Origin of the sequence: Nonomuraea sp. NPDC049419 (assembly GCF_040676995.1) — a bacterium.
Classification (GTDB): Bacteria; Actinomycetota; Actinomycetes; order Streptosporangiales; family Streptosporangiaceae; genus Nonomuraea; species Nonomuraea salmonea.
The window spans coordinates 610828-623382 of sequence record NZ_JBFAQB010000001.1; the positions used below are offsets into that span (position 1 = coordinate 610828).

Sequence of the window (12555 nt, forward strand, 5' to 3'; positions counted from 1 at the left end):
GGCTCGTCAGCTCACGCCGTGCCGCCCACCCGCGAGATGCGCGGGATGCCGCCCACGCGGCTCAGGCGCGGCACGCTGTCCCCTGCCTTCTTCAGCACGCCGTCCTTGACCAGCCGCAGCGGCGAACCGGCCGGCTTGGGGCCGTCACCGGTGGTCTGCGCCAGGCGCAACGCCAGCGCCGGGCACATGTCGACCGCCCGCCTGGCGTCCTTGGCCATGAAGCCGGGGATCTTCCTGAACGACGGGAAGCCGTAGTCGTCCAGGTCCACGAACTCGGGCAGCAGGTGCGCGCACAGACCGTGGCCCTGGCAGCGTGACCAGTCGACCTCCAGCCGGTACTCGGGCTCCGGCTCACGCTCCGGCATCGGCAGCACGCCGCGTACCGGACGGCCGCAGGAGCCGTGCTCCAGGTGGATGGCGATCTCGTCCTCGAACGCGTCCAGCGCCGACAGCACGAACTTGGCCGTCCCGTCGGGGTGGAAGCAGGCGCCGCGGCGCTCCACGACGCGTACGGCGCGGCGGACCGCGTCCACGGAGCCGGTGCCCTCGGCCAGCGCGCAGATGGCCCTGGCGACGTCGGGCAGCCCGAGCCGGCAGGGGCCGCACTGGCCGGCCGACTCGGCCGCCAGGTACGAGGCGACCCTGGCCGCCTCGCCCAGCGGGCACGTGGACTCGCCGAGCGGCACGATGATCCCTGCCCCCAGGGTCGCCCCTGCCGCTTTCATGCCCTCGCGGGAGATGACGGCCGTCTCGACCGCCTCGGCCGACAGCCACGCGCCGTGATAGCCGCCGATCAGCACCCCGTCGCCGGCCTCCGCCTCGCACAGGGCGAGCACGTCGGCCAGCAGGGTGCCGGTGGGCGCCTCGATCACCGCGCCGTTGGCGGCGCCGCCGCTCACGGTGAGCAGGATCGTGCCGGGCTCCTTGGTGGTGCCCACTTCCGCGTACTTCTGGGGGCCGTACTCGGCCAGCAGCGCGAACTGCGCGTACGTCTCCGTGTTGGACAGCAGGGTCGGCAGCCCGTCCACGCCGCTCTGCGCGGCCCGCTTCTTCCTGCCCGGCGGGATGCCCTCCTCCCCGTTGACCGCACGGACGAGCGCGCCGCCCTCCCCGGAGATGAACCGTTCCTTGATCCCGACCACCCTGATCGGGACCCGGCTCTCGGCGCCTCCTGAGACGTTGGCGGCGCGGCGCTCGGCCACGGCGGCGGCGACGGACGCCTCGGCGACCTCGCCGCCGGCCGTGGCGACGACCACCTCGCGGGCGCCCAGCGCCTCGGCCGCCAGCACCGCGCCGTCCAGCACGAGGTGCGGGTTGCGGGTCAGCAGCATGGCGTCCTTGGAACTGGCGGGCTCCCCTTCCGCGCCGTTGACCAGGACGACGCTCTCGCCGGTGCCGGCGGAGTCGGCCACCGCCCGCAGTTTCCTGGCGAAGGGAAAGGCCGCGCCGCCCCGGCCCCGCATGTCCACCTCGTTGGCGTACGAGATGAGCTCGCCCAGTTCGCGTGGCTCCACGAGACCGTGGAGCGTGCGGTGGGCGGGCAGGTCGAGACGGCGGCAATGGTCCAGCCCGGCGGTCAGCCGGGCCGGACCCATGCGCAGCACCCGTGGGACGCGGGCGGGAATCACGAAGCCTCCTGGACGAGTGCGAACAGGGTCATCCCGCCTCCCGGTACCTGCGCCTGGCCTCGGCGAGGCTGACCGGCGCGTCGGCGCGGGCCGCCGCCGCGGCGGGCTGCCTGCTCTTGCCGGGGGCCTTGGCGGCGGGCCGTTCCGCGGGCACGCCCATGGGCGCGGCGGAGGTCACGGCGGGCCCCTCGATTCTTTCCGGTACGACCGGCGGCCTGCGGACCGTGGCCAGCACGCGCACGACCAGCGCGCCGCCGACCGCCGCCATGCTGGCCACGTACGACCAGGCCACCCAACCGGCCGGCGGGCGGCCGGCCGTCAATCCGTGCATGATGCCGATGGGCCAGGCCAGGTACGCGGCGGAATGGAGGATCCGCCACATCCACGGCCTGCTCCGTACGGCGAAGCGACCTCTCAGCATCCCCGTCGCCACGGCCACGACCATGAGGTCGAAGGCCAGGGTGCCGAATCCCACGTAGATCCCGGCGATGGGCACGACCGCCGCCCCCGGCGGCACGTGACCCAGGCTGATCATCAGCGTGATGTGCGTGATCAGGTAGGCCAGCCCGATGAGCGCGGTGGCTCGGTGCGCGAGCTGGGCCCTGACCCGGTTCGCCGGGGACAGGAAGACGCGTTCGGTGGTGAGCAGGCCGAGCGCGACGGTCGCGGTCAGCAGCACCAGGGCGAACACGCCCGCGTAGAACTCGAGGAAGCCCACCCCTTGGCCGAGCAGCGCGATGCCGCGTTCCGTCCTGGTCAGCGCGAACGCCGATAACAGGACGGCCGCGATCGAGGCGCTCGCCCCCAGCCGGACCTTCCTGGTGTCCAGCAGCGTGGGGGCGTGCCTGGGGTGTCGTCTGTGGAGCATCTATTTCCCTCCAAGGTCGGGTGAGGGTGCGACTCCGGAAGGCTGGGAGCCCGATGGTCCGGGCGGACGGTCAGATCAGCACCGGCGGCCCCGGTTGATGCAGGTGACGACGTTCTGCATCAGTCTGTCGGGCATCACGTTGACGAAGTCAGCGTGGTCGGTGACCGGGTTGTGCTTCTGCTCCGGGAAGGCGTCCAGGGCGAACGAGGGTCCCTGCGGCACCGCGTACGTGAGGGTCATGCGGAGTGCGGGTACCGCCCTGGTGCCCTGCGGGCAGGCGCCGTTCTGGTCAGGGAAGACGATGTGCGTGCGGTGGTTGGCGCTGTCGGTGTTCTGACCGTCCCAGCAACTGGGGAAGTCCAGGATACGAACGACCTGGCTGCCGCGCGGGCAAAGCGGATATTTGTCGGTAGTTATGCGATTTTGGAATCCCGTGCAGGTCCAGGCCGAGCGGGCGTTGGCGGTGCCGTTGGTGGCCGCCTTGGCGTCGCCGGTGATGATCCGCAGGAACCTCGGCATGGCCACGACCCTGGAGTTCGCGTTGCCGCGGAACTGCAGCTGCACCGAGCGGGCCCGCAGCACCTGGCCGACGTTGCCGTCCGGGTCATCGGCGTTCGCCTCAGACCTGCGGTCCCTGATGACCGGCCAGAAGTACGTGGACTGGTCGTTCAGCCGGCAGGTGGTGCCCGCCGCGGCCAGGCTCTCGTCGGTCGAGAACGCGTCGGTCGAGAGGTTGCCCACGTAGTCGTGCAGGTGGTGTGCCCCGTTGCTCACGCCTGGGGCGACGATGAAGTTGTCGGGGTTGTTGTGGCCATCGCGGTTGGTGCCGCACTGCGCGACGAACGTGCCGCGCGAGCCGCCCCTGCCGATGCGCGCGTCGAGGCGGCGCGGCTGGACCTGGCGGATGTCCACGAAGTCCTGCACGAACGGGCCGAGGCCGGCGCAGGGGTCAGTGGCGGTCGGGGAAGGAGAGGGGCTCTGTGACGGGTCGACACCGCCGTTGTCACCGCCGTTGCCATTCCCGTTGTCGTTCCCGTTCTCGTTTCCGTTGTCGTTGCCGTTCCCGTTGCTCGGGTCGTTGCCGTTGTTTCCGCCGTTGTCCCCGTTGTTATCGCCATTCCCGTTGTCGCCGTCGTTTCCGTTGTCGCCGTTGTCGTTCCCATTGTCGGCTTCGTCGTTATTTCCGCTGCCGTTTCCGCCGTTGTCTCCGTTGTTGCCGCCATTGTCCGGGTTGCCCTGGTTTCCGGTCGGGCTGGGGGTCGGGCTGGGCGATCTGGTCGGCTGGCGGCGGCGCGAGAAGGTGGTGGGGTCGTCCTGGTCGTCGGGGGACTGCGGGTCCACCGCGACGCTGCCGCCCTGCGGCGCCTGCTGGTCCTCCTCCCGGTTCTGCTGGTTCTGATCCTGCTGCCGGCCGAAGCGGCCGAACCGGTCGTCGTCGCGCTGGTTCTGTCCCTGCTGGTTGCCGCCCTGCTGGTTGCCGCCCTGCTGGTTCCTGCCCGGCTGCTGGGACTGCCGCCCCTGAGGTGACTGGCCACTCTGTGCAGGGTCGCAGGGCGCGGCGACCGCCGGCCCCACGCCGATGACGGCCGCGGACACCAGGCCGGTCGCCGTCACGGCCAGCGCGGACACGGCCGCGGCCATGCGTCTGGATCTCCTCATGTGCGTTTCCTCTTTTCAACCGCCATTGACGACGGGTGGAGCGGGTGAGGGCGTGGGGGCTTCCGGAAGCCGCTGGTGATCCACCAGACCCGTGGACTCCAGGTACGCCATGTGGCGCATCACGTAGTTGATGCCTTCCTGGGCCAGCTTTCGTACCTCGGAGTTGCGGGTCCCGGACCGCACGCCCGCCACGACGGAGAACACCTTTCCGTGCGCGTCACGCAACAGGTTGGCGAAGTCCTTGTCGAAGGCAGGGCCGCTCTCCGCCGCCAGCTGGGCCATCCAGCGCTGCTGGTCGGGGTTGGGCTCGTCGGGCAGGGCCACGCCGAGCTTCTTGGCGGCCTGGCGGACCATCAGGTCGAGCTCCTTGTGCTCGTCCCTGATCAGCTTCCCGACTTCCTTCACGCGTTGGGACTCGGCGCGGGTCTGGGCGTACTCGCCGACGGGCATCTCCCAGAGGCCCGCCTGGCGTACCTTGATGAGCAGGTCGACGTCGGCGGCCGTGAGCGGGCCCGACGACCGCTGCGTCCACTGAGCGGACGCGGGGTCGATCGCCGGGGGCATGACCAGCGCGATCGTCGCGGCGGCGGCAACCACGAAGCCGCCGAGCATGAACAACTCGCCGCGCAAAAGCCTGTGCATGGTCGGAGGTACGCGGGCGTACCCGCAAAGGTTCACGTATGGTCGGAGATAGTTAGAAATGACTGGAGTTATCGGAGTGGCTACCGCTTGGATAACGAAGGTGTAAAGATGTGCCCCGTGCTAGGTCACCTCGACGGCAGGTTCGAGAGTGCGGATGCCGAGGCGGAGCACCGCATCGCGGTGCTTTACCAGGAGTTCGGCGGCCCTCTGCTGCGCCACGTACGCAAATCAACAGGTAACGACCTTCAGTGGGCTGAAGACGTCGTGCAGGAGACGATCGTCAGGGCCTGGCGAAACTCGGCAAGACTGCAATGGGAACCGAGCCTCATATGGGCGTGGCTGCTGACCGTGGCCCGTCGCATAGTCATTGATGGTCGTCGGCGGAAGAGCGTCCGGCCGCAGGAGGTCGAGCCGCCTGAAGTCGACATGATGTCGGTTCCGGATGGATCGGAGCGAGCGTTATCGGCGATGGTCGTCGCTGACGCGCTGCGGTCCCTGTCTCCGGAACACCGCGAAGTCATTGAGCAGACCTACCTCCGAGACCGTACGATAAGTGAGGCGGCGGAGATTCTGGGGATCCCGCCGGGCACGGTGAAGTCCCGGCTCTACTACGGGATCCGGGCTCTCCGTGAGCTGCTGCGGGACAAGGGGGTAGCCGGCTGATGCACGAAGAGGTGGCCGCCTACGTCCTCGGCGTCCTCGATGAGGAGGAGCACGAGGCGTTCGAACGCCACCTCGAAACGTGCGAGCGCTGTCAGGCGGAGCTGGTCGAGCTCGCCGAGGTGCCAGGGCAACTCGACGAGCTCAAGAACGACCCCTCTTCGACCTCCGGCGACGACCCGCCGATGTCCTCCATGTCACGTTGACGTTTATCCCCTTTTCGGGTGATATCGGTAGGGCAAGGCGTCACGCCCGGCCGCACGTGGCCGGGCGGTCAGGGGAGGTGTTCGGTGGGCATCGACGGTGATGCGCCCGGCCCTCCACGCCGGCGGTTCGGCGAGGAAGGCGGTCTGCTCTCCTACGGCGACTACCTTCGCCTGCCCGAGCTCCTCGACCAGCAGCGGCCGCAGTCCGCGGCCCCTGACGAGCTGCTCTTCATCACCACCCACCAGGTCTACGAGCTGTGGTTCAAGCTGCTGCTCCACGAGCTGGAGTCGGTGCGCTCCGCCATGTTCGCGGGCGAGCTGTGGCTGGCCAGGCACCTGTTCAAGCGGGTGCACGCGGTCGAGCGGGTGATGGTCGAGCAGGTCGAGGTCCTGGAGACGATGACCCCGCAGGACTTCCTGGCCTTCAGGGCCGGCCTGGCGCCCGCGAGCGGGTTCCAGTCGGTCCAGTTCAGGGAGCTGGAGTTCCTGTCGGGGCTGAAGGACGAGCGCTATCTCGGCTCCTTCAGGCACGCGAGCGAGGACGAGCTCGCCCGGCTGCGCCGCAGGCTCACGGAGCCCACGCTGTGGGATGCTTATCTGACCGCCCTCTCCCAGCGTGGCCTGCCGGTCTCCGACAGCGAGATCATGGACTCGCTGCTGGCCGTGGCGAGGGACCGCGGGTCTCACGACGACCTGTGGCAACTGGCCGAAGACCTGCTGACGCACGACGAGACCGCCGCGCTGTGGCGGATGCGTCACGTCCAGATGGTCGAACGCCAGATCGGCACCAAATCGGGCACAGGCGGCTCGACCGGTGCTCCCTACCTGCGCGGCAGAACCCGCCTGCACTACTTCCCGCTGCTGTGGGAACTCAGGGCCTGGCTATGAACAGCCATGGCGAACCCTCACAAAGGAGTGAGAGCGAAATGCCGCTCGACGAGGCCAAGGATGAGCTGCTCCAGCGAGCCGCGGAAAGATGCGCGGCGAGCAGTGGGCACATGAGCGCCGAGGAGGCGCTGTCCTTCCTGCGGCTCTACTATCGACACGTCGCGCCGGAGGACCTGCTCGACCGCAACCCCGTTGACGTCTACGGCCCCGCGATGTCCCAGAGGCAGCTCGCGGAGGTCCGCCCCCAGGGCAGGGCGGTGGTCCGTGCCTACACCCCCACGATCGAGGAGAACGGCTGGGACCCCGGCCACTCCGTGGTCGAAGTGGTGACCGACGACATGCCGTTCCTGGTCGACTCCGTCACGATGGAGATCGACCGCCACGACCTCGGCACCCACCTGGTCGTCCACCCGCAGATGCGGGTGCGCCGCGACATGACCGGCCGGATGCTCGGCCGCGACCAGGAGGACGTCACCGGCCAGATGCTGGTCGAGTCGTGGATCCACATCGAGGTCGACCGGCAGTCCGACCCCGAGGTGCTCAAGCGGCTCGAGGCCGACCTGCTGCGGGTGCTCGCCGACGTGCGCCACACGGTCGAGGACTTCGCGAAGATGCGGGCCCTGGCCGTACAGACCGCCGAAGACCTGAGCATGAACCCGCCGCCGCTGGAGCCCGCCGAGGTCGAGGACAGCATCGACCTGCTGCGCTGGCTCGCCGACGGGCACTTCACCTTCCTCGGCTACCGCGAATACCGGCTGGAGCACACCGACGAGGGCGAGATGCTGCGCGCGCTGCCCGGCGCGGCGCTCGGCATCCTGCGCGACGACAAGGCCGGGTCGGAGAGCTTCGCCGCGCTGCCTCCCGAGGTGCGGGCCAAGGCGCGCGAGAAGCAGCTCATGATCATCACGAAGGCCAACTCCAAGGCCACCGTGCACCGGGCCAACTACCTCGACTACATCGGGGTGAAGCTGTTCTCGGCGGACGGCGAGGTGATCGGTGAGCGGCGCTTCCTCGGCCTGTTCACCCACATGGCCTACAACGAGTCGATCTCCCGCATCCCGGTGCTGCGCCGCAAGCTGGCCGACGTGCTCGACCAGGCCGGGCTCGCGCCCGACAGCCACGACGGCAAGGACCTCATCGAGATTCTGGAGACCTTCCCGCGCGACGAGCTGTTCCAGACCTCCGTCGACCAGCTGCTGCCGATCGCGCTCGGCGTGCTGCGGCTGCGCGAGCGCAAGCAGGTCAAGCTGTTCCTGCGGCGCGACGACTACGGGCGCTACATCTCCTGCCTGGTCTACCTGCCGCGCGACCGCTACACCACCAAGGTCCGGCTGAAGATGCAGGAGGTGCTGCTCAAGGCGCTCGGCGGCACGTCGCTCGACTACAGCGCGATGATCGGCGAGTCCGTGCTGGCCCGGCTGCACGTCGTGGTGCGCGGCGAGCGCGGCAGGCAGCTGCCCGCGCCCAGCGTGGACGTCGAGGAGCTGGAGGCCCGCCTGGCGGCCATCACCCGCTCCTGGGAGGACGACCTCGCCTCCGCGCTGACCGAGATGACCTCCGAGGAGGAGGCGCCCAAGCTCATCAAGCGCTACGCCTCCGCCTTCCCCGAGGGCTACAAGGCGGACTTCCCGCCCAAGGTGGCCGTGGTCGACCTGCGGCGGCTCGAAGAGCTCGTCGAGGCGGGCGACGGCGACAAGGTCGGCATCAACCTCTACGAGCCGTACGACGCGGCCGAGGGCGAGCGGCGGCTGAAGATCTACAAGATCGGCTCGCCCATCTCGCTGTCCCGTGCCCTGCCGCTGATCCAGCGGCTCGGGGTCGAGGTCGTGGACGAGCGGCCGTACGAGGTCGACCGCGACAACGACCCGCGCACCAAGAACGCCTGGATCTACGACTTCGGGCTGCGCTACACGCCGGCCGACGGCGTCGGCAGGGACGAGTTCAAGCGGCTCTTCCAGGACGGGCTCAACGCCCTGTGGACCGGCCGGGTGCAGGCCGACGACTTCAACGCGCTCATCCTCAGCGCCGGGCTGACCTGGGAGCAGGTCGAGATCCTGCGGGCCTACGCCAAATACCTGCGGCAGGCCGGCAGCACGTTCTCGCAGCCGTACATGGAGGGCGTGCTCAAGGGCAACGTCAGGGTGGCCAGGCTGCTGGTGCGGCTGTTCGAGGCCAAGCACGACCCGCGGCGCGGCGAGGACGTCCGGGTCGATCTCGTGGAGGCGCTCAACGAGGAGATACTCGGGGCCCTCGACGAGGTGGCCTCGCTGGACGAGGACCGCATCCTGCGGGCGTACCTGGAGATGATCCAGGCCACGCTGCGCACCAACTACTTCCAGACCGTCGACGGCGTGCGCAAGCCGTACATCTCGCTGAAGTTCGACCCGCAGGCCATCAGCGTGCTGCCACTGCCCAGGCCGAAGTACGAGATCTTCGTCTACTCGCCCCGCGTCGAGGGCGTGCACCTGCGCTTCGGCAAGGTCGCGCGCGGCGGCCTGCGCTGGTCGGACCGGATGGAGGACTTCCGCACGGAGATCCTCGGCCTGGTGAAGGCGCAGATGGTGAAGAACACCGTCATCGTGCCCACCGGCTCCAAGGGCGGATTCGTCGTCAAGCGGCCGCCCACGTCAGGCAAGCGGGAGGACCTGCTCGCCGAGGGCGTGGCCTGCTACCGGATGTTCATCTCCGGCCTGCTCGACGTCACCGACAACCTCGTGGACGGCAAGGTCGTGCCGCCGCCCGACGTCGTCAGGCACGACGGCGACGACACCTACCTCGTCGTCGCCGCCGACAAGGGCACCGCGACGTTCTCCGACATCGCCAACGGCGTGGCCAAGGAGTACGGCTTCTGGCTGGGCGACGCCTTCGCCTCCGGCGGCTCCATCGGCTACGACCACAAGGCCATGGGCATCACCGCCCGCGGCGCGTGGGAGTCGGTCAAATACCACTTCCGTACGATGGGCGTGGACGTCCAGACGGCCGACTTCACCGTGGCCGGCGTCGGCGACATGTCGGGCGACGTCTTCGGCAACGGCATGCTGCTGTCACAGCACATCCGGCTCGTGGCCGCCTTCGACCACCGGCACATCTTCGTCGACCCCTCGCCCGACGCCGCCCGCTCCTACGCCGAGCGCCGCCGCCTGTTCGAGCTGCCGCGCAGCTCGTGGGAGGACTACGACGCCAAGCTGATCTCCCCGGGCGGCGGCGTCTTCCCGCGCACCGCCAAGTCCATCCAGATCACCCCGCAGATGCGCGAGGCGCTCGGCATCCCCGCCGGCATCGCGTCCATGGCGCCCAACGACCTCATCAGCGCCATCCTGCGGGCCCCCGTCGACCTGCTCTGGAACGGCGGCATCGGCACCTACGTCAAGGCCAGCTCCGAGTCCCACACCGACGTCGGCGACAAGGGCAACGACGGGCTCAGGGTCAACGCGTCCGAGCTGCGCTGCAAGGTCGTCGGCGAGGGCGGCAACCTCGGCTTCACCCAGCTCGCCCGCATCGAGTTCGCGCTCAACGGCGGGCTGGTCAACACCGACTTCATCGACAACTCGGCCGGCGTCGACACCTCCGACCACGAGGTCAACATCAAGATCCTGCTCGACCAGGTCGTCCGCGACGGAGAGCTGACCGACAAGCAGCGCAACCAGGTCTTCACCTCGATGACCGACGAGGTCGCCCAGCTGGTGCTGCGCGACAACAAGGCCCAGAACGTGGTGCTCGACGCGGCCCGTACGCAGGCCGTCGAGATGCTCCACATCCACGCCCGCTACCTGCGCAAGCTCGAACGCGACGGGCTGGTCAACCGGGAGCTGGAGTTCCTGCCCTCGGACAAGACGCTCGCCGAGCGGCGCCAGGCCAGGCTGGGGCTGACCTCGCCCGAGTTCTCGGTGCTGCTCGCCTACACCAAGCTGGTGGCCGACGCCCAGCTGCTCGGCTCCGACCTGCCCGACGACCCCTACCTGGCGTCGTGGCTGGTCGACTACTTCCCCTCCGCGCTGCGCGAGCGGTTCAGGCCGTACATGGACGAGCACCCGCTGCGCCGCGAGATCATCACCACCCGCGTGGTGAACGAGCTGGTCAACTCGGCGGGCACCACGTTCATGTACCGCTTCGGCGAGGAGACCGGCGCGTCCACGCCCGACATCGTGCGGGCCTACCTGGTCGCGCGCGAGGTGTTCGACCTGCCCGGCTTCCACCGGGCGGTGGAGTCGCTGGACAACCAGGTCGACACCGCCACCCAGATCGCCATGCTGCTGGAGGCCCGCAAGCTGGCCGAGCGGGGCGCCCGGTGGCTGCTGGTCAACCGGCGGCCGCCGCTCGACCTCGCCGGGTCGGTGAGCTTCTTCGACAAGGGCGTCAACGGGATCATCGGGCACATACCCAAGCTGCTCACCGGGCCCGACCTGGCCGCCTTCGAGGAGCGCCGCGACGCGTTCGTGGCCCGCGGGGTGCCCGACGACCTGGCCGAGCGGGTGGCCGCGATGGTGCCGGCGTACTCGACGCTCGACCTGGTGGAGATCTCGTCGCTGACGGGACGCCCGGTCAACGAGGTGGGCGAGGTCTACTTCGACCTGGCCGACCGGCTCCAGCTCTCCCGGCTGCGCGAGCGCATCATCGCGCTGCCCCGCGACAACCGGTGGAACTCGATGGCCCGCTCGGCGCTGCGCGACGACCTGTACGCCGCGCACGCCTCGCTCACCCGCGACGTGCTGGCCCACAGCCGGCCCGGGCTGTCTCCCGAGGAGCGGCTGGCCCGCTGGACCGAGGCCAACTCGGCGGCGGTCGCCAGGGCCAGGCAGACGCTGTCGGAGATCTGGGAGAGCGACAACTTCGACCTCGCCACGCTGTCGGTCGCGCTGCGCGCCATCCGTACGCTGGTGGCCGCCAGCAACCTGCCCCACACGGAGGCCTGAGAAGCGCGGGGGCGGGCTCACCGGCCCGCCCCCTCCTACTGTCCTGACGCGCGGGTGAGCGCCCCGTCGTGGGCGATCACGGGCGCGGGCGCCGGCTTCGTCAGCGGCGGCACGGCCGTGGCGTACTGGTGGGTCTCGGTCAGCTTGAGCGAGCGGCGCAGCACCGGCGTGCTGATCGCCCAGCGCGCCGAGTCGGGCACCGGGATGTAGTCGTCCTCGGCCGTCTTCGTCTGGGTGGACGTGGTGCGCGACAGCGAGTATTGGATCAGCGCGCCGCCGTCCTCGGTGCGCAGGGCGTAAACAGGGAAGTTGTCGGCGCTGAAGATCGAGTCGTAGCTGAACCCGTCGCTCTTGGCGCTCTCGCGGCGCTCGGCGATCTGCTCGGCCACCTCGGTGGTGTAGGGGCCGGCCGCGAGCAGGCCGTCGGTGACGCCCGCCTTGCCCGTCTCGGCCACGCTGGCGTGGACGGGGCCGATGAACTGCGGGCTGATGGTGACGCTCTTGTCGTCGGCGGCCACGGCCGTGGCGTAGCCCTCGTCGTCGAGCTCGATCGGTGGCAGCTCCTGGCCGGGCAGCAGCTCGGCGGCCGAGCTGAGCCGCCAGCGGTCGAACTTGACGAACGTCAGCAGCGTCGGCGCGTCGTCGCGCGTCACCAGCACGCTGAACCACGGCGAGCCCGCGCCCTCGTCGAAGCGGGGGACGTAGAACGTGGGCGAGCCCCACTGGTGGCGTGGCGGAGTGTAGCCGGAGGAGAGGTAGGCGGCCTGGATGAGCTGCCACTGACCGCCCGTCGTGATGTCCTGCACCTGCAGCAGCCGCCCCTGGAAGTCGCCGGGCACGTTGCGCAGCAGGTCGTCGGTGCGGGTGTAGGCGGCGAACTCCTCGGCCGCCTCGGCCTGGGTGACGGCCGGCGGCTCGGGCGACTTCGACGGCGTGGAGGTGGCCGCGGCAGGGGTGGAGGGGGCCGGGCGGGCATCGCCGGAGCAGGCGGTCACCGCGGCGAGGAGGCCGGCGGCGAGCGCCAGCACCTTCCGCCGACCGTATGCACGCACCTCGCCATGTTATTCGGGCCCGCGTGGGTCGCGTACCCT

9 protein-coding genes are annotated in these 12555 nt (G+C 69.8%); 4 read left to right on the forward strand and 5 right to left on the reverse strand.

All coding sequences use genetic code 11. The features are described from left to right. Nucleotides 1–11: 11 nt before the first annotated feature. The 4 genes from AB0K12_RS02980 to AB0K12_RS02995 all read right to left on the reverse strand — a co-directional run bounded on the left by AB0K12_RS02980 (nt 12) and on the right by AB0K12_RS02995 (nt 4797). Nucleotides 12–1595, reverse strand: coding sequence for an NADH-ubiquinone oxidoreductase-F iron-sulfur binding region domain-containing protein (locus tag AB0K12_RS02980; protein WP_364555741.1), 1584 nt, complete (start codon nt 1593–1595; stop codon nt 12–14). A 61-nt stretch (nt 1596–1656) separates the two neighbouring features. Next, nucleotides 1657–2496, reverse strand: coding sequence for a ferric reductase-like transmembrane domain-containing protein (locus AB0K12_RS02985; RefSeq protein WP_364555165.1), 840 nt, complete (start codon nt 2494–2496; stop codon nt 1657–1659). Nucleotides 2497–2571: 75 nt separating this feature from the next. Next, the gene (locus AB0K12_RS02990) at nt 2572–4155 is read right to left on the reverse strand and encodes a DUF1996 domain-containing protein (protein WP_364555166.1); all 1584 of its coding nucleotides are present in this window, start codon (nt 4153–4155) and stop codon (nt 2572–2574) included. A 15-nt stretch (nt 4156–4170) separates the two neighbouring features. Then, nucleotides 4171–4797, reverse strand: a complete 627-nt coding sequence (locus AB0K12_RS02995; protein ID WP_364555167.1) for a DUF4142 domain-containing protein — start codon at nt 4795–4797, stop codon at nt 4171–4173. A 108-nt stretch (nt 4798–4905) separates the two neighbouring features. On the opposite strand from AB0K12_RS02995, the gene AB0K12_RS03000 reads away from it, so the two are divergent. The 4 genes from AB0K12_RS03000 (at nt 4906) to AB0K12_RS03015 (ending at nt 11464) form a co-directional block, all read left to right on the forward strand. Next, nucleotides 4906–5460, forward strand: a complete 555-nt coding sequence (locus AB0K12_RS03000; protein WP_345396666.1) for a sigma-70 family RNA polymerase sigma factor — start codon at nt 4906–4908, stop codon at nt 5458–5460. Beyond that, nucleotides 5460–5663, forward strand: coding sequence for a zf-HC2 domain-containing protein (locus AB0K12_RS03005; protein ID WP_364555168.1), 204 nt, complete (start codon nt 5460–5462; stop codon nt 5661–5663). The genes AB0K12_RS03000 and AB0K12_RS03005 overlap by 1 nt, the downstream gene beginning before the upstream one ends. 84 nt (nt 5664–5747) lie before the next feature. After that, nucleotides 5748–6551, forward strand: coding sequence for a tryptophan 2,3-dioxygenase family protein (locus AB0K12_RS03010; RefSeq protein ID WP_364555169.1), 804 nt, complete (start codon nt 5748–5750; stop codon nt 6549–6551). 38 nt (nt 6552–6589) lie between these two features. Beyond that, complete coding sequence (locus AB0K12_RS03015) at nt 6590–11464, forward strand: NAD-glutamate dehydrogenase (protein WP_364555170.1); 4875 nt, start codon at nt 6590–6592, stop codon at nt 11462–11464. Nucleotides 11465–11499: 35 nt separating this feature from the next. Here the strand turns inward: AB0K12_RS03015 and AB0K12_RS03020 are convergent, their stop codons facing one another. After that, nucleotides 11500–12516, reverse strand: a complete 1017-nt coding sequence (locus AB0K12_RS03020) for a hypothetical protein (RefSeq protein WP_364555171.1) — start codon at nt 12514–12516, stop codon at nt 11500–11502. Nucleotides 12517–12555 lie beyond the last annotated feature (39 nt).

Coding starts and splice junctions, on each gene's coding strand:
- AB0K12_RS02995 (WP_364555167.1), bottom strand. CDS start 4,797: ATGCACAGGCTTTTGCGCGGCGAGTTGTTCATGCTCGGCGGCTTCGTG.
- AB0K12_RS03000 (WP_345396666.1), top strand. CDS start 4,906: ATGTGCCCCGTGCTAGGTCACCTCGACGGCAGGTTCGAGAGTGCGGAT.
- AB0K12_RS03005 (WP_364555168.1), top strand. CDS start 5,460: ATGCACGAAGAGGTGGCCGCCTACGTCCTCGGCGTCCTCGATGAGGAG.
- AB0K12_RS02980 (WP_364555741.1), bottom strand. CDS start 1,595: ATGGGTCCGGCCCGGCTGACCGCCGGGCTGGACCATTGCCGCCGTCTC.
- AB0K12_RS02985 (WP_364555165.1), bottom strand. CDS start 2,496: ATGCTCCACAGACGACACCCCAGGCACGCCCCCACGCTGCTGGACACC.
- AB0K12_RS03015 (WP_364555170.1), top strand. CDS start 6,590: ATGCCGCTCGACGAGGCCAAGGATGAGCTGCTCCAGCGAGCCGCGGAA.
- AB0K12_RS02990 (WP_364555166.1), bottom strand. CDS start 4,155: ATGAGGAGATCCAGACGCATGGCCGCGGCCGTGTCCGCGCTGGCCGTG.